At 60.0% G+C, this 20344-nt stretch carries 16 protein-coding genes, 1 tRNA gene and 1 pseudogene; 13 read left to right on the top strand and 5 right to left on the bottom strand.

Going from position 1 to position 20344, the window contains the following annotated elements; all coding sequences use genetic code 11:
- Nucleotides 1-512 precede the first annotated feature (512 nt).
- The 4 genes from CKW40_RS43965 to CKW40_RS44700 all read left to right on the top strand — a co-directional run bounded on the left by CKW40_RS43965 (nucleotide 513) and on the right by CKW40_RS44700 (nucleotide 2246).
- Nucleotides 513-674, top strand: coding sequence for a hypothetical protein (locus CKW40_RS43965; protein WP_179298159.1), 162 nt, complete (start codon nucleotides 513-515; stop codon nucleotides 672-674).
- A gap of 219 nt (nucleotides 675-893) precedes the next feature.
- Nucleotides 894-1178: a hypothetical protein gene (locus CKW40_RS29720; protein ID WP_095203368.1), complete on the top strand. Its 285-nt coding sequence runs from the start codon at nucleotides 894-896 to the stop codon at nucleotides 1176-1178.
- Between the two features lie 140 nt (nucleotides 1179-1318).
- Complete coding sequence (locus tag CKW40_RS29715; RefSeq protein ID WP_143748384.1) at nucleotides 1319-1936, top strand: hypothetical protein; 618 nt, start codon at nucleotides 1319-1321, stop codon at nucleotides 1934-1936.
- Between the two features lie 148 nt (nucleotides 1937-2084).
- Nucleotides 2085-2246, top strand: a complete 162-nt coding sequence (locus CKW40_RS44700) for a hypothetical protein (protein ID WP_244571328.1) — start codon at nucleotides 2085-2087, stop codon at nucleotides 2244-2246.
- A 105-nt stretch (nucleotides 2247-2351) separates the two neighbouring features.
- Here the strand turns inward: CKW40_RS44700 and CKW40_RS29705 are convergent, their stop codons facing one another.
- Complete coding sequence (locus CKW40_RS29705; protein ID WP_095203366.1) at nucleotides 2352-3194, bottom strand: acyl-CoA thioester hydrolase/BAAT C-terminal domain-containing protein; 843 nt, start codon at nucleotides 3192-3194, stop codon at nucleotides 2352-2354.
- A 368-nt stretch (nucleotides 3195-3562) separates the two neighbouring features.
- Here CKW40_RS29705 and CKW40_RS43960 point away from each other — a divergent pair, with 368 nt between their 5' ends.
- The 3 genes from CKW40_RS43960 (at nucleotide 3563) to CKW40_RS29685 (ending at nucleotide 11070) form a co-directional block, all read left to right on the top strand.
- Entirely contained in the window at nucleotides 3563-9700 is a 6138-nt protein-coding gene (locus CKW40_RS43960) for an RHS repeat domain-containing protein (protein WP_179298158.1), read from the top strand.
- A gap of 386 nt (nucleotides 9701-10086) precedes the next feature.
- Nucleotides 10087-10407: a transposase gene (locus CKW40_RS29690; protein WP_244571327.1), complete on the top strand. Its 321-nt coding sequence runs from the start codon at nucleotides 10087-10089 to the stop codon at nucleotides 10405-10407.
- 279 nt (nucleotides 10408-10686) lie between these two features.
- On the top strand, nucleotides 10687-11070 hold the full coding sequence (locus tag CKW40_RS29685; protein ID WP_095203365.1) for a hypothetical protein: 384 nt from the start codon (nucleotides 10687-10689) through the stop codon (nucleotides 11068-11070).
- Nucleotides 11071-11310: 240 nt separating this feature from the next.
- On the opposite strand, the gene CKW40_RS29680 is transcribed toward CKW40_RS29685, so the two are convergent.
- Nucleotides 11311-11400: transfer RNA gene (locus CKW40_RS29680), tRNA-Ser, on the bottom strand.
- Nucleotides 11401-12083: 683 nt separating this feature from the next.
- A complete protein-coding gene (locus CKW40_RS29675; RefSeq protein WP_095203364.1) occupies nucleotides 12084-12275 on the bottom strand; it encodes a hypothetical protein in 192 nt (63 codons plus the stop codon).
- A gap of 994 nt (nucleotides 12276-13269) precedes the next feature.
- Here CKW40_RS29675 and CKW40_RS45415 point away from each other — a divergent pair.
- The 5 genes from CKW40_RS45415 to CKW40_RS29645 all read left to right on the top strand — a co-directional run bounded on the left by CKW40_RS45415 (nucleotide 13270) and on the right by CKW40_RS29645 (nucleotide 18088).
- Nucleotides 13270-13395 carry a hypothetical protein gene (locus tag CKW40_RS45415; RefSeq protein WP_280175410.1) on the top strand — a complete coding sequence of 42 codons (126 nt, stop codon included), beginning with the start codon at nucleotides 13270-13272 and terminating at the stop codon, nucleotides 13393-13395.
- A 410-nt stretch (nucleotides 13396-13805) separates the two neighbouring features.
- A complete protein-coding gene (locus tag CKW40_RS29660; RefSeq protein ID WP_095203362.1) occupies nucleotides 13806-15035 on the top strand; it encodes a septal ring lytic transglycosylase RlpA family protein in 1230 nt (409 codons plus the stop codon).
- 83 nt (nucleotides 15036-15118) lie between these two features.
- Nucleotides 15119-16285: a D-alanyl-D-alanine carboxypeptidase family protein gene (locus tag CKW40_RS29655; RefSeq protein ID WP_095203361.1), complete on the top strand. Its 1167-nt coding sequence runs from the start codon at nucleotides 15119-15121 to the stop codon at nucleotides 16283-16285.
- 82 nt (nucleotides 16286-16367) lie between these two features.
- Complete coding sequence (tmk, locus tag CKW40_RS29650) at nucleotides 16368-17042, top strand: dTMP kinase (RefSeq protein ID WP_095203360.1); 675 nt, start codon at nucleotides 16368-16370, stop codon at nucleotides 17040-17042.
- Nucleotides 17039-18088, top strand: a complete 1050-nt coding sequence (locus tag CKW40_RS29645; protein ID WP_095203359.1) for a DNA polymerase III subunit delta' — start codon at nucleotides 17039-17041, stop codon at nucleotides 18086-18088. The genes tmk and CKW40_RS29645 overlap by 4 nt, the downstream gene beginning before the upstream one ends.
- Before the next feature lie 76 nt (nucleotides 18089-18164).
- Here the strand turns inward: CKW40_RS29645 and CKW40_RS29640 are convergent, their stop codons facing one another.
- Together CKW40_RS29640 and CKW40_RS29635 are read right to left on the bottom strand one after the other, a co-directional pair.
- Nucleotides 18165-19016 (bottom strand): hypothetical protein, encoded by an 852-nt coding sequence (locus CKW40_RS29640; RefSeq protein ID WP_095203358.1) that lies wholly within the window; start codon nucleotides 19014-19016, stop codon nucleotides 18165-18167.
- The gene (locus CKW40_RS29635; RefSeq protein WP_095203357.1) at nucleotides 19013-20113 is read right to left on the bottom strand and encodes an aminotransferase class I/II-fold pyridoxal phosphate-dependent enzyme; all 1101 of its coding nucleotides are present in this window, start codon (nucleotides 20111-20113) and stop codon (nucleotides 19013-19015) included. Before CKW40_RS29635 ends, CKW40_RS29640 begins: the two co-directional genes overlap by 4 nt.
- A gap of 101 nt (nucleotides 20114-20214) precedes the next feature.
- Here CKW40_RS29635 and CKW40_RS45600 point away from each other — a divergent pair.
- Nucleotides 20215-20337: pseudogene (locus CKW40_RS45600) on the top strand (DNA polymerase III subunit delta'); the annotation flags it as partial.
- Nucleotides 20338-20344: the final 7 nt, after the last annotated feature.

Raw genomic sequence — 20344 nt, 5'->3', positions numbered from 1 at the left:
CATCGATCATCGGAGACCACTCACGGCGCATCCATCCTTGCGCCCTTTTTTGAGCACCCGAAGATTGATGTCAACGTCCGCTTCCACCACCATCTCGATCATTCCGCATTATGAGTTCACGGCCTAGTGGAAGATCGCCGAGACGAACCGCCTCATCTGATAGCGCCGACCTGAGGGCCGGCGCTATCTCATCCGATGGCGCTGCGAGTATGTAGCGACGCAAGACGGACAGATAGATGGATATTTCATCAGCTCTCGAAGCTGCGGCCGGGCGTCGGTTAGGAAGGGTCTAGAATTTGGATACGGCGGATATGGGGCCCGTCAGCGAAATGGAAGCCGATTTCGGCGTTCGACGCCGTACGGCTAAGCGGTCTGTGGCCCCACTTGTTGAAAAGTGATCGTCCGCTAGGAACCCGGCTCCGAAGAGTGCCGATCGCGAAGGGAGCTCGGCGCCACGCTGGCTAAAGAGGCTGTCCCGGAATTCGGTTCGTCGGCCACTCCCGGCGGGCCAGGTGCAGAAGCTGACCGATGACAATACCGTATTGCAGTCGCAGCTCACGACAGCGCAGAATGATGCCACCGCCGCACAGGCCCAGGTCGCGGACCTAAGGGCGAAGCAAACCGCGACCAATGACGCGCTGGCCTCCGTGCCGACTCCACCGCAACTGCAGTAGGTTCAATTGCCTGGCGCGTTGCACCTCGGCCATCTGGCCATTCGGTACGCCATTTCCCGTCTACGCCTTGGCCATTTCACTGCCCACGATCGATGCCTATACCATAGGATATCATTGGATACCGTGGCGTAAGCTCCAGGGCTGGGCATGATGAAGATGGGCACTATTCCTACGCCGTGGCCACCTGGGACGCGCTAGAGTTCTCCACGGGAGGCGGCTTTGCATATCTTCATCGACGAGTCCGGCACTTTCACGGGCGTTGGCGCAGACTTGCCCGCTGTCTCGACGCTTGGTGCGTTGATCCTCACCTCGCACAGCATGCCCAAGCTATTCAGGAGATATAAGCGGCTACGCGTCAACCTTCCGAAAAACGGCAAAGGGGAGGTGAAAGGGAGCAAGCTCAACGAAGTGCAGGTTGCGATGGTGGTAGAATTGCTGCGCAAGAACGGTGCGATCTTCTGCGCATCGATGATCGACCTTGCGGGCATACGTCCGACGACATAGCTGGGCACCGGGATCGCCGGAGCGCCAGCCTAGCCGCCCACCTTACCGACGGCCACACGCAGGAATTGCGCGACGGCGTTGCCGCTTTACAGGCGAGGATGGCCGGCTTCTCTGGCCAATTGTATGTGCAAGGCGCAGTGATGGTCGACCTGCTCTATCGGATCATGCAGGACATGATCGTGTATCACTGCCAGCGTTTCCCCAAAGAACTTGCCGAGTTCCATTGGATAGTCGATGCAAAAGACCCAGCCGTCGTCACCGATTGGGAAGATTGGTGGTCGCGGACCTTGGTCATATGGCTACAGGCCATGTCCCTGCAACGGCCAGGCGCAATGCTACCCGGCGGCGACTATCGGCATTTTCGGCGCTTCATCCTAGCCGAACTGCCGCCCTATCTCCGCGACGTCGCGCCGCCTGGTGATCGAACCTACGTAGCGGGCATCGATCTCCAATTGATGTATCGCGAGAGCTTTCGATTTTCGAGCGAGCCTGAGTCCGGTCTCGAATTGGTCGATATCGTCACCAATGCTTTGCGGCGCGGGCTGGTCGGGAACTTGGGTGAGGCGGGATGGCTCCCACTGCGCGGCCTCATGATCCACCGCAGCGACGTTTATGTAAGTCCGGTCGGTCTCATCCATCAGGACAATCGGAAGCTCGCGCGGCCGCTGCTCCCTGTGATGAACAAGTTCCGCACGGGCGGACGGATCATGGTTACCCGAGGTCCTCAATGGCCAGATGAGGAAGGCGCGGGAGGATAAATCGTGTTCGTATTCGTGCCCGTCCCAATGCGGATATCCCATCCGCCGATGCGGTCCCGACCTTGATCCTGATCGGCGAACTTGACGATTGGACCCCGCCAAGAAATGCCAGGAGATGTTGGCTGAGCGCAGCGGCTAGGGAAGCGCCGTGAAGCTTGAGGTCTTCAAGGGCGCTCGTCATGCATTTGCCTCTCCGGGATTGAAGATCGGCACCGAGGACTATGGTGACCGGGTGGAGTACAAAGCGGCGGCGGCCGAACAATCGATAAGTGACGTCCAAGCCTTTCTACGAAATGCGTTCGACAGCTAGGTAATCCATTTGTCGGCGACCTTTCATCCGCATCGGCGACGGCGCCGTATCCCATGCGAACGATCATGGACGCCGAACGTCACTTCTGACTCAAAATGGACTATATCAAAGCAGCGGCGCTATCACCTGCCAGGCTTTCTGGCCTAGCCTTGCGTCCGCTTCGTCTCGGCCACCATGGGCCTGGAGTTTTGACCTGGGTGTCGCCTCGCCTGGCAGCAGAACGCGGTGTCCTGCGTCCAGTTCAAAAACGAGCGACATAGATTTGCCATGTGCCTCCCGACGGCGGGCAAGGTCTCGCGCATACGTGTCTGATGGCCAGAGTGCATCGTCGCCTCCCGCGACGAGGATCACGTCCCCGGACGCTCTCTCGATAAGAATCTGTGCCCGCCTAGTGGCATGGTGGTCGGCGGTGAGGCGCTTTTCAAAAAGCGACCGATGGGAGACCAACCCGTCCCGATAGTCACGCTCCCAGTGAGGATCGGCCGGAACAAAGTCCAGAGGCGATCCCTCGAAAGACCAGGACGAACGCTCTGGCCATGCTATTCCATCTATACCGGGGCCAACATTGCCCCAAAGGACGGAACTTGGACTGATCGCAACGACGGCATCTACGCACTGATCAATCGTGGCAACGAGCAATGCTGCTTCCGCTCCCTTCGAAGTCCCCACGAAAACAATGCGCTCGCAGTCCTTCGAAAGCAGATAATCCGTCGCGGCCACGAACGTCTCTAAAGGAATCTCGCATATTCCGGGCGACTGACCCGCACCTCCAAACCATTGCAGTGCCGAGGCCTTTGCTCCCGTCTCAGCAAAAAGGCCCGCTCGGACCAGATCTACACTGCCACTCAAGCCGCCCAGAACAATCACCCCAGTCCTATGTGACCTGGGTCCCGCGAGGAGTGCGCCCCTAACTTGGCCCTCTAGTTGTTCGACATCGTAAGCACCCATTCTGCAAGCCCCTCTCACATTTGGCGGGTGAAGGCGGTGCGGGGAACGAGCGATATCAGAGCGCGTGACATTGGCGCCTTTGGGGTGAAACTGACATTTGACGAACGTCGGCGCCAAGTTGTTGCCGCGCCAAGGCATGGAGAACTGCGTTTGCGACAGGTGCGATGCGTGCTCTTCACGTAAAATTTACTGTGGATATCCATGCTGAGATGGGCTCATGTCGTATCCAGCAAATGAAAGGCGAGTACCGATAGGCAACTTGGCTTGGGGGACTCATGAACCGGTTGCTTGTTGGTGCGGCTTTTCTTGCCGCAAGTGTTGTTGGCGCGGATATTTCTGCCGTCTCCTATATTAGCCAAAGTGCAGGAATGGCAGCACTTGCGCAGGAGAACCAAAGCTCTTCCGCAGTTGCAGGAAACTCTGCTGCCGGCTACGGCAATGGCGGGGCGGCGCTGGGAGCCGGCGCACAGGCTTCGGGCAGCCCGTCGAGTTCATCCGCGCAGACGCCATCAACCGGCGTTGGCTCATCAGCGACCGGCAGTCCGGATGCGGCGGCCAAGGTCGGCGCCGAGCAGGTTGATGCCAACGCCGCCGACGTCAAGCCCGCAGATGCCAAGACAACCGACGCAAAGGCTGGCACCGCGGCAAAGACCACCGATACGCAGGCCGCGCCCGCGGCACAGGCCACGGTCACCGCCGCCGCGACAACCACGACCAGCGGCGATCCTGAGGCGGTCGGCACGCCAAAGGTGGATCTGCCGAAGAGTTCGGGCAACGGCAATCTGGGCTATTCGATCGCCATCGACGTTCCCGCCTTCCATGGCATCGAGCCGCGGATCGCGCTCAACTACAATTCCTCGCGCAAGACCAAGACCGGCGGCCTCTATCAGGGCTGGCTCGGCTATGCCTGGGGCCTCGACGGTTTTGACGTCATCGAACGGGCCACGCCCGGCTATGGCATGCCGGCCTATGATGCCAATGACATCTATCTGCTCGACGGTCAGGCGATGGTGGCCTGCGTTGCCGGCATGGTCTCGCCATCCTGCTCGACCGGCGGCACGCATGCGACCGAGAATGAGAGCTATCGCCGCATCGCGTTGAACAGCACCACCAATGAATGGAAAGTGACAGACCGCGACGGCACGGTGTCGACCTTCCGCTCGGTGGCGGCCGTTGCAAACCTCACGCCAACCGCCGGCACGCCGGCCTATGACCTTGCGATGAGCTACCGCTGGCTGCTCACCTCGGTCACCGACACCAATGGCAACACGGTCAGCTACAGCTATACTTGTCCGGCAAGCCCGGTCTGCTATCCCGACAGCGTCAGCTACAACGGCACGCTGGTAAAATTCTACTACGACACCCGTCCGGACATGATCCTGATGGGCAATGGCCGCGACATCTCGGAGACCAGCCAGCGCATCAAGACGATCGGCGTGACGGTCAGCGGTGTTGTTCGCAGCGCCTACAAGCTCACCTACGACCAGGCGCCGTTCTCCAACACCTCGCGACTGACCCAAGTCACCCGCTACGGCACCGATGCCACCGGCACGGCTGACGGCACCATCACCGGGGGCACGTCGAAGGTCATCGCACAGTTGGCGTATCAGAACGCGGATGGGGTGTATTCGACGGTGAGCGCTTCAATCGGTTTCGGCGGGGCGCTTTCACCGGGATCGGTAGGCGATTTGGATTTTGACGGCCGCGACGAAATCTACGGAGAATCCTCAACCACTAGCACTCGACACAGCGGTGGAAGTAGCGGCGAGACAACCACCACCGAAACAACCGCTGATTGGATTTACAAATTCGCCTCCAACGGAGGGTTGTCAGGCACTGCCTCGGCGACAGTGGAGTCGCACGATGTAGTCCTTCCTGACGATCATCAATCCTTCGTGGTCTCCGGTCGTTTCCTTGCAAATAAGAACACCACAGATTTTGCCACTCAAACGACCTATTCAGAGCCATTCGGCCAAAATGGCGGCACCAGGACCGTTATCGGCGGCTCGTTAATTACGAGCGATCCGCAACTGGCGCTGACAATGGCCGGTTGCGGATTGAGAGCACCGGCGGGCTACGAAGCGGTCTGCAGTGCCCTTGCGTCAACCGGCAGACCGATCGTTGCCGACGCGAACGGGGCCGGAGTCGATACCCTGAACCCCAACGGTTCCACTTACCCTGTGATCGGCGTCGGCGATTTCCTTGGCAATGGAAAACAGCAGCCGCTGTTGGGGTTAGTCGGATATCCACAGAAAGGCGCGCTCTCGAACGGTACTTGGCAGCCCGGCGGGACCTCGTTCCCCATCAGGTGCTTCTTCATGGGGTCAGGAACACCTGGTAGTTGCGTTTTGGCCGACGTCAATGGCGACGGTGCGACGGACGTTGTTCAATACAACGGCACTAACGGAAGCACCACTGTTTGGCTATCGACCGGGACGGGCTTCAAGAGCTACAGCGTCGGGTCGCTGCCAGGACCGACTGCGGTGCTTCGCGATTTCGACAACAGTGGCAAGGCCTCGGTCATCACCATCGGCGGGACCATCACGACCCAGCCATACCGGACCGGCCCTGTGCGGGTGTTCTCGCTGCGGCCGTCGTCGACGGCGATGACGCCGGTTGAGTTCACGCTACCGGTGGCGCTGACGGCTGGCACGGTTGTCGGCGATTTCAACGGCGACGGGCTGCCTGACTTCACCGACTACACCCACATGTTCATCTCGAACGCCGGCACGGGCAACCCGAATCTGTTGAAGCAGATCACAACGGAACTCGGCGGCACGGTCGCGGCCGAGTACACGCCGTCGTCGACCTGGGCGAACAACTACCTGCCGCAGGTGGTGCATGCGGTGACGAAGCTTTCGGTCGGCGACGGCCGTGGCCAGACGGCGGTGTCGACCTACAGCTATGCCGGCGGCAAGTACGATCCGGCGGCGCGCAAGTTCCTGGGCTTTGCCTCGATCGTCGAGACAAAACCGCTGGCCAATGGCGAGACGGCGCCGTCGAAGATCGAGACCACCTATCGCCAGGACCTGGCAAGCTATGGCCTACCGTCGCTGACGGTGTGGAAGGATGGCGCGGGCACCGTCCACAAGCAGGTGGCCGAAACCTATGTCGTCAACACGGCGAGCAAGCCATACACGGTGCAGAACACGGCGACCGACACGACGCTGACCGAGACCGATACGGGGCTGACCACCAACATCTCGCTGGCCACTCGGGTCGTGCGCACTTTCGACGCCTACAACAACGTCATCGTCCAGGACGACTACGGCCGCACCGACGTCAGCGGCGACGAGGTGCGAACGGCTCGATTGTTCGCGCCCAACACCGCAGCCTATATCGTGTCACTGCCGCGCGCCGAGACAACGCAAGCCGGTTTCGATGGGTCATTTCCATACATTGGCTGGATCTCGAACTACTACGACAACAACCACGCCGATAACACGACCCCGCCGACTAAGGGCAATCTCACCTTGCGAGTGAGCTTCAACGACATCTATTCGAGCCCGCAGAAAACCACTTTCCAGTATTTTGCCTATGACAGCTACGGCAACAAGATTTCGGCCACCAACGGCCTCGGTCACAAGACCGAGTGGGACTATGATGCCACCTATCACCTCTATCCCATAACCGAGCGGGCGCCGCGCTATTTTGCGACGGGCGGCCAGACGGCGGATACGCGCTTTGTCTCGACGGCGACCTACAATACAGTCTGCGGCCTGCCGGCGACCAAGACCGACTTCAACGGCCTGGTGAAGACTTTCACCTTCGATCCCTTCTGCCGGCCCTACCAGATCTCGCAGAGCGTCACGGGTGCCTATGCCAAGACGCGCTTCGAGAATGAAGGCAATCCGGCAACCCAGGCGCTGGTCAAATACACGCCGCTGCCCAATGGCGCCGGCGAGGATTTTACCCGCTCCTACTATGACGGGCTTGGCCGGGTTTATCGGGTGGAGACGCCCGGAGAGACGGCGGCTGGTGCCCGGCGCATTGCCGACACCGATTTTGACCCACGCGGCAATGTGCTGCGCACCGCCTTCCCGAGGTTTGTCGGTGACACTGCGCAGTGGACCACCAACAGCTACGACTGGGCCGACCGGCTGGTGAAGACGGTCAATCCCGATGCCAGCCAACGGACCTACAACCACGTCCTCGATCCCGGCACCGTCGGCGTAAACCCGGTCCTCTCCGGCGTACTCATGCAGGATGAGCTCGGCCACAGGACATCCATCTACAATTGGGTGCATGGCGACCCTGTGGTCGTCATCCGCGATGCCACGCGCCTCTTTTTGCGAGAGATCCGCAACTACGACCGGTTGGGACGCTTGATCAGCGTCAGCGATCCAGGCGGTTCCAACTGGTCCTACACCTACGACCTGCTCGGCAACCGGCTGTCGGCATCCGATCCCGATCTCGGCACCTGGACCTATGTCTACGATGCCGCCAATCGCCTCATCAGCCAGACCGATGCCAGGGGCACGGTCACCACGCTCAGCTACGACCAGTTGGACCGGCTGACGCTGAAGACGGCAACGGCTTCCGGCGGCGCGGTTATCCTGACGCAGAACACCTATGACGAAGCGGCAGCCGGCTTCCAAAACATCGGACAGCTGACCACCTCGCAGAATGCAGCGGCCACGCAGAGCTACAAATATGACGGCTTCGGCAAGGTCGCCCGCCAGGATGCCACGATCGGCACGCTGACCCACACCACGACCAGCGTGCGCGATGCCTCTGGGCAGACGATCGCCACGCAATACCTGCCGGTGCAGCTCGACTTCGGCACGTCTGCCACTCCGCTGCAATACACCGCCGGCAACAGGCTTGCCGCCGCACCCGGCTTCATCACCTCGACGCTTTATGAGGCCGATGGCCAGACCAAGGAGATCAACTACGCCAATGGCGTGAAGACGAGCTTCACCTATTCGCCGACACGGCGCTGGGTGACGCGGGTCACCACGTCGAAGGGCGCAACGGTTCTTCTCGACGATCAATATGCCCGCGACAACCTCGGCCGCATCACCGGCACCACGGGGCTGACCGCATCCGACAGCTGGACCTATGGCTATGACAATGCCGACCGGCTGACCTCGTCCGACAATCTGGGCGACAACACGCTCGACGAAACCTTCGTCTATGCCGCCAACGACAACATGACCTCACGCAGCCGTGTGGCCGGCACCTACACATACCCGGCGGCGAGCGCAGCACGCCCGCATGCACCAACATCAATCGGCGCCAATGCCATGGCCTATGACGCCAATGGCAATCTCACATCGGATGGTAGCCGGACACTCACCTGGGACGAGGCCAACCGGCTGAAGACGGTCACGCTCGCCTCCAACACCGTCAACCTCACCTATGGGCCAGACGGCGCACGAGTGAGAAAAGCCTCAGCCTTCGCCACCACACTCTATCCCGACGCCTCGGTCGAGATCGATCCGGCGACGCCTGGCGCTGAGATCTACACCCGCTATCCGCACCCCGACATCAAGGTGGTCGGCACGGCAAAATTCTTCCTGCACCGCGATCATCTGGCCTCGGTGCGCATGGTCACCGACAGCTCAGGCGCCATCACCGAAGCCACCAACTATGCCAGCTATGGCGAGCGGCTGAACACCGGCTTCCAGACGCAGAAGAGCTACATCGGCGAGCGCTTCGATCCAGAGACCGGGCTGATGTATCTCAATGCGCGGTACATGGATCCGGTGCTGGGAAGGTTCATCTCGCCTGATGATTGGGACCCGACATTGCCTGGGGTTGGCACCAATCGGTATGCTTATGCTCAGAATGATCCCGTCAATAAGAGCGATCCGAATGGACATGCCATTGATCCAAATGAAGGCAATGATCCGCTGGCAAACGAGGCGAGCGGTGGCACCAAAACAGCGGACAACAGCGCAAATTCAAAGAATCTTCAGGCAGCTGGAGATCAAGCCGCAAAAGACCTCGCGAACGCAGGGACCAAGGACAAGAAAAAAGACTCCGATAGCTCGAACGTGGCTGCTGATGACGTACCGGGTGGCGTACCGGATTATAGCGATCCAGAACATTTTTCCGAGGAAGAGCTCAATAAGGATGTGCGCAGCCTAATCGTTGGGCCAGACAAAAATGTTGATGGCTTCAACATAAAAGGCCTCGGTACCGGGGGCGTTCCCATGGGCCCTGTCAAGGCTGGGGAAGCAGGCGAATTTGCAACCCTTAGAACACGCTCCGTTATCGGAGACGACCTAGCACTGCATCATATGCCGCAGGCCGCACTGGGTTTTACAACACGAGCAGAAGGTGGGACACTCGTAGTGAACCAGGCGGAACATGAAATGACACGCACATTTGCAGGTAAGGGTATCGGAACTGCGATCAGAGATCGGGCGTTGTCGTTCAGAGACGTGCTCGCGAAGGACATAGCAGATGTAAGGAGCATTGTTGGATCGAAATACAATAAGGGATTAAACGATCTAACGTCATACTATAGGGAAAATTTCCCTGATCTTATGAGGAAGTGAAGGCAGATGATGCGACAAGAAATTACTGAGCTATTGGAGATAGGCACTTTTCCTGATTCGCGAAAAGCGACAATAGATATTGTTGAGCGGATACAGCTATTGTTAAAATCGATACAAAAACCAATAACAGATGAGGAAGCAGTCCATTTAGTAGGACTATTCGGATCAGATGATCTTTTTGGCCTCTCGTGGACCCTAGTTGGTATAATCGAAACGGCTCCAAGTTGGCCAATTTTTGAAATATTAAGGAATGATTCGAACGAATGGGTAAGCCTACTTAAGATCAGAGCAGAGAACAAAATACGAATAGACGCCGAATTACGGTGACAGTGCACTAATTGCCTGTCATGCTTGCTATGAAAGTCCGTCACTCCTGGATTGAGTACATGGCTCGCCTTGCCCGTATCGTCGTTCCCGGTTTGCCGCATCATGTGACGCAGCGGGGCAATGGTCGCGCCAAGGTCTTCTTCACGCCCAAGGACCATGAACTCTACAAGAATCTGCTGGTCGAGCATTGCCGTGCCGCCGATGTCGGCGTCTGGGCATGGTGCCTGATGCCGAACCATGTTCACCTGATCCTGACGCCGGCCGATGCCGACGGTCTGTGCCGCGCGCTCGCCAAGGTGCGATCCTCCAATCCTTTCCGCCTCGCTACGCTTTCGTCCGTCCCGGCGAACCGGTGCAGTTCAAAAAGCTGGGCCGCATGATTGGCAAACGCGGTTCCGGTATTGCTGGGCCACCGCGGTCTGGCGCTACCGGCAACGCGAGACACTAATTAGTCCGGACGACAGCCGCCTGTTGATGGCCGGCATGCGCTTTCACACGTTGACCTGGGGGGAAATGATGGATCCAAGAGCAATTCTGACAATGACTTCGATAGCCTTCGTAGTGGGGCTCGTCTCCAAGGCGTTGCCGGCCTGGAAATATCACAAACAGACACAGGTAGGACCTTTGCCGTCGCGCTTCTTTTCGCCGGAATTATCTTTATGAGCATGTTCAAATGGAGCGAGGTCGCCCTCGAGGTTGCCGGCGCCAAACTTGTGATCAAGAAACAGGAGCAGAAGATTTCGGAACTTCAGACCAATCTGTCGAACGCGCAAACCGACCTGGCGCAGGTCGAGGAAAAAGCACCCGACACAGCGGTGCTGGCTTCGACTATCCAGGATGCCCAGCAGAAAGCTGGGTACACCGTCGACCAGAAAACTATCAAATTCATCGCCACGGAATCGTTGAAGCCTCTGCAGACCTATTTGAATAGTCCCGAGTGGAATATGACTACCAACCATCCATTATACGTTCCGGACAACAAGAAATCTGCACCGGCCATGGCGCCAGCACCGGAAAAGCTCCCCCAAGTTTTGAGCAGATGATTCAACCAAAAGCCAACGCAGGTTGAAAGCCAGCGCGCGCAGGGCGAGATGATCGGGATGGCCGCTTGGCTCCTGATGGCGGGCTTTGCATCGTATTGCGACAGCGTGAAACATCATCGGAGGCCTTTGCCTTTGTCTCATCCCGTCGTGCGCCGTCCGAATCAATGCCATTTCGATTGATGGGCATTTTGGTGGGTACAATTTAATAAACAAGAATTATCAAACAAAATCAATTACATCTGGCGGAGGGAGTGGGATTCGAACCCACGGTGAACTTGCGCCCACGCCGGTTTTCAAGACCGGTGCCTTAAACCGCTCGGCCATCCCTCCGTTGTGATTATTCAATCACTTAGGACTTTCGCTATCGGCCGTTTTTGAGCGGTTGGCACCGGATTGGCACCGAAGGCGTTCCCGACCGGTTCGCTGTTCATTCCTGTAATGCGGCATTGAGGGCCGCGTCAACCACTGCGGCGGCAACTGAGGTCCGGACGATGCGGCCGCGTAAACATGCGGCGACCGGTGCTTCTGTCCCATAATGGATCAATTGCCGCTGGCCCAACAATTGCACTGTCAGCAATGCCGGCTGTTGGGGCCGTGGGGCGGACCTCGCCGCTTCGCAAATGGAGCGGCGAGGTTTCTGCGTTCAAGCAGATTGCAGGGCAACCAGACACTGCGGCTGGCCACAGGCGGGCGCCAGGACGCGCGGGAAGCGTCGGCCGCGTAGGTCGCGGCCGGCGGGAAACACGCGCTGGCGAGGCCGAGGGCGGGCCTAATGCCTCACTTAAGGATGAAGTACAGCGGGACGAGAATCGAGAATGCCGCGACAGCGGTCAGAAATAGGTCTGTGGTCATGAGCCCCCGCTCGGAATTTCATGACCACCTCATATTCAATTAGGCTAAAATGCAAGGCATTAGCGCGCGCGGACCGTCGACCAAGCTCGATATTCAGGCGCTGATCGACCGGCTCGGGCATAATCACGGGTTCGATGCATCAGGATGGCTGGGCTGTTCGGCTAACGTTTTCTCAGGTGACGTTCGAAAATCGTGAGCTTCTCTTCGTAGCCAATCCGCACCTTCGTCTCGCAGCCATCGCATTTGAAGCTGCCGATCGTCTTCAGCCAGGAGCCCTTTCTCACCGTCGGATAGGAACAGACAGGACAATGAAACTCGACCGGTACATCGCGCAATTCGTCGGACAAGGGCATGGCACTGCTTCTCTTCCACTCGCAAACCGGTGCTCAGAACGAACGGAGGAGCCGATGGTTTCATAGGATGGGACTTTTTGTGCAACAGGTGTTCGCCACAGGAAAGCTGCCTGGCGACCGCCGATGCCACCGGGAAAGAAGTGGAGTTCATCCGCTGGTTTGGGGGTGGGTCGAGATAGGGTGGTGATCCTCTCTCCCCGTAACAGCCGTCACTATCTGCATCTCAAGAAAAGCCGTCGCCAGCGTCACCAACAAAAATATGCGGACGAGACGCCCCCGCGAGATCGCGTACCACTTTTGCAAGAATATGCACACGACAGTAGCAACGCCCATCGCTACTGTCGGGAATAGTGAGATTACAGTATCTCGCGACATAAGCCCCAATCCCAATCAGGTTACTCATAACGCGAACGGCCCGCCTTGTGGAGGGGCGGGGCGATACAAGTCCGCTAGCCATTCCCCTACCGCCGGATAGCGCCAAGGTGTGAACGGTACCAAATGACCAATATCACGTTTAGCTAAAGTAATGGAACGTCCAACGGACATTCGCGGAACTAAAGCGGTAACATCAGACCTTCGCTGGCAGGGCGCAAGACCTTAGTCTTGCCTGTCTTATGGTTAAGATCGGAAGCTGTTCGGCAGAGATAAGGCCGCGTCATTTCGCTTAAGATTCGGGTCACGCCATCGAGCCCTAGCCGGACCCTGACCTTCAGCGAAGCAGGCGCCCGAGGTTCCACCGCAATGGCCGCGCGGTTTTAGCCAATGCTTTCACAAGCAATGCGGCCCGGCACCTATAGATTGGGATGTGAATAGGACGCCGGGCCTAACCGACAGGCGGTTTTGTGAGCAACAGCGCGCCGGCTGGCGAATATATGTACTAATGCTAATATGATCGCAGCGTGTGAATGAAGGAAAAAGCAAAAGCCCTGGCGATGAACGACGAGCCGGCCACAACCTACATCGTCAGCGTCTTCGACAGCCGCACTGGCGGACCGTGCCGACTACCAAGGACAAGCAGAAGGCGCTCGATATGGCCAAGGAGATCGGCGACAAGGTGCGGGTCGAGGCGATCACGCGTTTCGGCTGTTGCAGTGCGGATAGATATTGCCGCGACAACTAAGAGATAGACCGCTGCCCTCATGATGCAGCTTTGCGCGCAAGCTTCGCCCCGCAAGGGCGTGTTTGACGATTTCCGGCAACTTTGTGGGTAACGGACTCGTAGAGGAGTTGGTCGCTCTATTGTCCCTTGTACCGGGGCGGCTGGCTCGCTGAGATTTCGTTGGGGTTATCTCGGCGAGTCTAAAAGGGACGCTAGGGGCGTTATCTGTCCCGTCACCTCGATCCTGCATGCACATTCGCGCCACAATCTTGCCGGGTTCCGAACATAGTCGATTAATACCGTGATAAACAATTCCTGCGCACAAAGGATCGGGGTTCAGGGCGTCGTTGATATCGTCGAGTGAGTGCTTTGGCTCCTCTGCTGTTAAAACGACGGCGTCTTGATTGAGACTGTAGGGGATTTCGGGAAAAATGCAGGCTACGACGCATCAGCGTCTTCGTCGCGCTTCCACGCTTACGCTGCTTGCTGCGTCGGCTGCCTTGCTGGCGGCTTGCGCGTCGCAGCCTGAGCCAAAGGCGATGGTGAATCCCAAGCATCGTTCCAAGGAATATTTCGCCGAGACCGAATATGGCGTGAAGGCGAGCCCGCGGGTCAACTTCATGCGGCGTGGCGGCGGTCGCGACCAGCTCGGCAAACCCTATCAGGTTCGTGGCAAGTGGTACTATCCCAAGGAAGATAGGCACTACGCCAAGGTCGGCCTGGCCTCCTGGTATGGCGACGCCTTCCATGGCCGGCTGACCGCCAATGGCGAAGTGTATGACACGGCGCAACTGACGGCCGCGCATCCGACCATGCCGCTGCCGAGTTACGCCCGCGTCACCAACCTCGAAACCGGCAGTTCGGTCATCGTGCGCGTCAACGACCGGGGTCCGTATCATGAGGGCCGCATCATCGACGTCTCGGAGCGCGCGGCGCAGATGCTCGACTACGACAAGGTCGGCACAGCGAAGGTCAAGGTCGAATATGTCGGCCGCGCACCACTCGACGGCAATGACGATCAGTATCTGATGGCATCCTACCATCCAGGCAATCGGATTCCGGATCCGTCGGATGGCTTGCCGACCGGTGTCATGGTGGCGATGAACGGGCCGTCGCCCAGCCTGCCGGTGGGCGCAGCCGCCGTGCCGTTCCCCGGTCAGCTGACGAATTCCGGCGAGGCGTTCGCCGCGCAGCCGTCCCTGTCGGCGCAGGCGCCGGCTTTCGGCGACCTGGTGCTGCCCGATTTCGGACCGATCGTGCCTGAGCGTCCGGAGATAGGCTTGCCGCCGCAGTCGCCGTTCGCGGTGGCCTCGCTGTCCTATGCGGATGAACGCGTGCAGCGTGCCGACGTCTTTGCCGCGCTGGACGATAGTGGCATGTCGCCGGCCGACATCCTGCGGTCGTGGAAGAAGTCCAATCCGCAAGCGTCACCGTCCAATGCCGACTATGTCGCCGCCGGCACGTTCGACGACGCCGCCGAAGCCAAACGCGTGGCCACGGCACTTCAACCCTTCGGCAGAACGGAAATCCAGCGTTCCGATCTCGACGGCAATGACTGGTATGCGGTCAATCTCTATCCGAATGGCCATGGCGGCCTGGACGAGCTGCTGCAGGCGGCATGGTCGCACGGCGCGCCGGACGCTCTGGCTGTGCGCAACTGATCTATTTTGCCCGCGCGGTTGATCCGGCGGAAAAAACCCTGATAGCTTGGCTATGCCAAAACCGGCAATCGGGTCGAGATTTCATGCAGTTGCGCGCGTTTCCGCCATTTGCCGGCTTCCTGGGGCTGGCTTTGCTGATGCTTTGCCTCGCTCCAGCCCATGCGCAGCTTTTCGAGACCAAGGCCACACAGGCCTTCATGATCGATGCCGACACCGGCACGGTGCTGTTCGCGAAAGATGCCGACAAGCCGATCCCGCCAGCCTCGATGGCCAAGCTGATGACCATGGAAGTGGTTTTCAACGCCATAAAATCCGGGCGCCTCAAGCTCGACGACACGTTCGTGGTCAGCGAAAACGCCTGGCGCAAGGGCGGCGCGCCGTCGGGAACATCGACGATGTTTGCGAAGCTCAAATCGGCGATCCGGCTCGAGGACCTGATCCAGGGCGTGACCGTGCAGGCGGCCAATGACGGTTGCATCGTCATCGCCGAAGGCATGGCCGGATCCGAGGACAATTTTGCCGCGCAAATGACCGAACGGGCCCGCCAGATCGGTCTGAAAACATCGACCTTCGTCAATTCGACCGGCCTGCCGGCCGACGGCCAGCAGACGACGGTGCGCGAACTGGCGCTATTGGCCCTGCATCTATGGCGCGATTACCCGGATTTCTATCGCTACTACGGCCTGAAGGATTTCACCTGGAACAAGATCTCGCAGAAAAACCGCAACCCGTTGCTGGCGATGGACATCGGCGCCGATGGCCTGGCTGTCGGTGCGAGCGAGACGTCCGGCTTCGGCATCGTCGCTTCGGTCAACCACAACGGCACGCGGGTGATCATGGCGATGAACGGGCTGGCCAATGACAAGGAACGCGCCGAGGAGGCGCGAAAGCTGCTCGATTGGGGCGCGCGCTCCTTCGAGAAGACCGAGATCTTCGCCAAGGACGAGGTGGTCGGTGAAGCCCAGGTTTTTGGCGGGGCGAAATCCGGCGTGACGCTGAAGGCAAAAGGGCCGATCGACATCTTCCTGCCGATCACCAACCGCGACAAGCTGACGGCGAGGATCGTCTACACCGGCCCGGTTGCGGCACCCGTGGAGGAAGGCCAGCCGGTGGGCGCGCTGCGCGTCTGGATCGGCGACACGCTGAGCCAGGAGACGCCGCTTTTCGCCGCTGAATCGATCGGTGTCGGCACCTTGCCGCAGCGCGCGCTCGATGCCGTCAAGGAACTGGCGATCGGCTGGCTGCGATAACACCGACGGCATGGACGTTTTCCCGAACGCGGACTATCTAGAGCGCAACAATCCACTCCAACCTGGACAAAGGCCCTTTCGATTGGCGCGCGGATTTTTCATCACCTTCGAAGGCGGCGAGGGCGCAGGCAAGTCGACGCAGATCGAGCGGCTGGCGAGGAAGATGCGCGCCAAGAAATATGATGTCCTGCTGACGCGCGAACCGGGCGGTTCGCCGGGCGCCGAAGCGGTCAGGCATGTGCTGCTTTCGGGTGCCGCGGAGCCGTTCGGACCGAAGATGGAAGCGCTGCTCTTCGCCGCCGCGCGTTCCGACCATGTCGAGCAGGTCATCCGGCCGGCCGTCGAGCGCGGCTCCATCGTGCTTTGCGACCGTTTCCTGGATTCCTCGCGCGTCTACCAGGGCGTCACCGGCGGGATCGACCCGGCGTTCATGACTGCGCTCGAACAGGTCGCCATCAACGGCATGATGCCCGACATGACGCTGATCTTCGATATCGATCCGGCCGAAGGCCTCAAGCGCGCGACGCTGCGGCGCGGCAGCGATGCCGGCGCCGACCGTTTCGAAAAGGAGACGCTGGCCATCCATCAGGCCCGGCGCGATGCCTTTCTGGCGATCGCCGCGGCGGAGCCGGAACGCTGCATCGTCGTCGACGCATCCGCCGATCCCGATACGGTGGAGCACGTCGTCACCGCCGCGGTGTTCGCGGCGCTGGAGGCGAGGGCGCCCGCACGCAACAGGCAGGCCGCACCCGTATGATCTTCGAACGCATCGCGCCGGAACAGCATGATACGCTGGACGGCGTGCCCGAACCATCCGAAACGCCTCGTCTGGTCGGGCACAGGCCGGCGGCCGAGATGCTCGCCGCCGCCTATCGCCAGGGAAAGCTGCCGCATGCGCTGATCTTTGCCGGACCGGTCGGCATCGGCAAGGCGACGCTGGCCTTCCATCTGGCGCATCACCTCTTGAAGCACCCAGCCTTCGCGCAGGCGCCGGAAAGCCTGGCCAGTCCCGATCCTGCCTCGCCGCTGTTTCGCCAGATCGCGACCGGGGCGCATCCGGGCGTGCTGCATCTGACCCGGCCGATGAACGACAAGACCAAGAGCTTCAAGACAGTCGTCACCGTCGACGAGATCCGCAGGGTCAGCCGCTTCCTGTCGATGACCTCGCATGATGGCAGCTACCGGGTCGTCATCGTCGATCCCGCCGACGACATGAATGCCAATGCCGCCAATGCATTGCTGAAGAACCTTGAGGAGCCGCCGGCGCGGACGCTGTTCATTCTCATCGTCCATGCGCCGGGCAGCCTGCTGCCGACGATCCGCTCGCGCTGCCAGGTGATACGCCTGACGCCGCTCGACGCCGACGATTTGCTGACGGTGCTGCAGACCGCCGAACCGCCGCCACCGGACGATCCGGCCGCGCGGGCGGCACTGGTCGAGCGGGCAGGGGGCAGCGCCCGCAACGCGATTCTTTTGACGCAATATGGCGGGCTGGAGATCGCCGAAACGCTCGATGCGCTGGTGGCGAAGGGCAAGAGCGATATCGGCGGAGCCTATCGGCTGGCGGAAGCCGTTGCCGGCAAAGACCAGGCGATCCAGTTCGACATCTTCAACCGCCGCGCGCTCGACTTGTTGTCGGATGCCGCGAGCCAGGCGGCGCTCGCCGGCAACCTCGTACGCGCCAAAACGCTATCAGACAGCTGGCATGAGGCGCTGGACGCGATTTCCGAGACAGAGACCTACAATCTCGACAAGAAGCAGCATGCCCTGACCATGATCGACCGGCTGAAGTCGGCGATGTGAAGAGCCTTTCGGGATGGCAATCGCCATTTGGGGGAAGCTCTACGTCCGTACGCGGTCTGCTTTCAGGACCCCTGTTCTAGGATTGGTTTGCTCGCTGCACCGCGAGCGCGGAATCATACTTCGCGCGGTTGGCCCAGTAGATGGTGGCAAACAGCAGCGCCTTGTCGCGGAAGGGAACGTGGTCCACCGTATCGAAAGCGGCCTCGGCTTCGATCCATTCGGCATGGAAATCCGCGGCTGCTTTCCTGTCGCCGCCGAGAGCCATCTGCTGGAACCGGTGCATATGATCCTCGATATCGAGGTAGCGGTCGGCCCAGACGATCGACCATTGACGGTTCTGCATGGTGAATTTGCGAATCCATCGCTCGCTCAGGTCCATGTCGCCTTCGGGCTTGGAATACATGACGTTGCGGCGCGCCTCGAGCAATGTGTTGGTGGCCACGACTTCGTTCTCGCGCCACAACAGCCGCATCGCCGGATCGTTGAGAAACCGGTCCGCGTAAATGGGATGGGGAAAGGCGCTTTCCCTCAGCCCATCGATCTTGAAATAGACCAGCAGTTCGGAGGCCACGCTGGCTTCGAGTTCGTTGCGCTCCATCTTGCCGTGGAAAGCCTCGAACCCGATGCCCGGGATGAAAGGCATATGCGCGGCATGCCAGATTTCGTGCAGGAGGTAGAGGTCTTCGATGGCCGGGGCGGCATAGTCATCCCGGCGCATGGTCAGCCCCCACCAGGTGCAGAAGTGCGCACGCTCCAGGCGGTCGTTGGTGGTCTCGCAGCTGAAGCGGGGCAGGCGGGCATACTGATCGACGATGCCGTGAATATATCCGCCCTCGCGATGCGAGGACCGGAATGCTTCCGTCTTCCAGTGTGCCAGGCAGTGGGCATGGATGTCATCGCTGGTTACGAGCGGGATCAAATTCTTCATGACAGCGTCCCGGAATTCGGGCTGGCCATGCCGATCCGTTCCGCCATGCCTGGCGTCAGGCACAAGCGTGGCCGGGCATCGACCGCGCCGGGGGCGCGGGTCAGATACGCAGCCAGATCGGGATCGTTCTCAGCGCCGGCCGCCGCCTGGGCAAGGATGAAGACGTCCGCCGGCGTCAAGGCAAGGCCGAGCGCCTGGCCGGCATGTTCGGCGACGCTGCCTTGAATGCCGGCGTAACGGCGCGCCATGGCGAAGACGTCGAACCGCTCCATCAGCCTTATTCCCAATTGCAGCGACGTCAGGTTCTTGAACCACTGATTGCCAAACAGGCCGAGATTCTCCGATCGGCAGAACACCCCGCCGATGCGGTCGTAATAGGCGCCGAACGGCTTGGACAGGCTGATCACCACGGCGCTGACGCAAGGCGCGTCGGCGAGGATCGTCTCTGCTGGAGGTTCGGCGGTCGCCCCCACATAGGTCAAATCGAGGACGAGCTGGGCTGGGTTGGCGCGTTGGCTCAGCCGGCGCAGAAAGGCATTGGCCTGCGGCCACACCATGCCGTCGATGGCAGAGGGTTGACTCAGACAGATCAGATCCTCGGGATTGACGGTGTCAGCGACATCGCGCCAGGCGTGGCGTTCATATTCCGCCACCGCAATGCCGCAGGCTTCCGCATACGCCTTGTAGCCCTCATATTCGCCGCGAAAGATCACGAGCCGAGGGGAAAACCTTTCGATGCGTGCGCGGTTGCCGTAGTCGGCAATCAAATGAAAAAGCGGCTCGCTGGCGCCCGATGTCGGGTAGCTGAATGGAAAGTCAGCCGCGTCCAGGGGCGCCATCGGCTTGGCCCAACCGAGCCAAGTGTCGAAGAACCGCTTGTGCAATGCGTTCTGCTTTCCGGTCCAGGCGTGGCGAAACTGATCGAGATAGGCGGCGCGGACCGGATCGGGGCCGTTTCCCCCACTGTTGCCGAGCAGTTCTGCCTTCACGCTTTCGATCTCGGGCGTGACAAGGGCGTAAACGGTTTTGCTGGCGCCGGCCTGACGCAAGCGCACATCGAGAGTCTGCCGCGGATCATATTGCGTGGTCGTGGCCATGCCGGTCTGCCTTTTGCACTGCCGCAAAACTACGGATCGCGACCTGCCTTTGCAACGGCCCACGAGCGGGCTCCGGACCCGTCGCCATGATCGAGGCCTAGACGCAGTGCGGGACTTGGCATGAGGCGCCGGACGCTATATCTGAGACCGACACCTAGAATCTTGACAAGAAGCAGCACGCCTTGACCATGATCGACCGCCTGAATTCTGCGATGCGAATGTGACGGTCCC

The sequence above is a fragment of the Mesorhizobium carmichaelinearum genome, assembly GCF_900199455.1.
Classification (GTDB): Bacteria; Pseudomonadota; Alphaproteobacteria; order Rhizobiales; family Rhizobiaceae; genus Mesorhizobium; species Mesorhizobium carmichaelinearum.
Note: the sequence above shows the minus strand (reverse complement) of the source record. Positions and strands in the feature narration are given on the sequence as shown.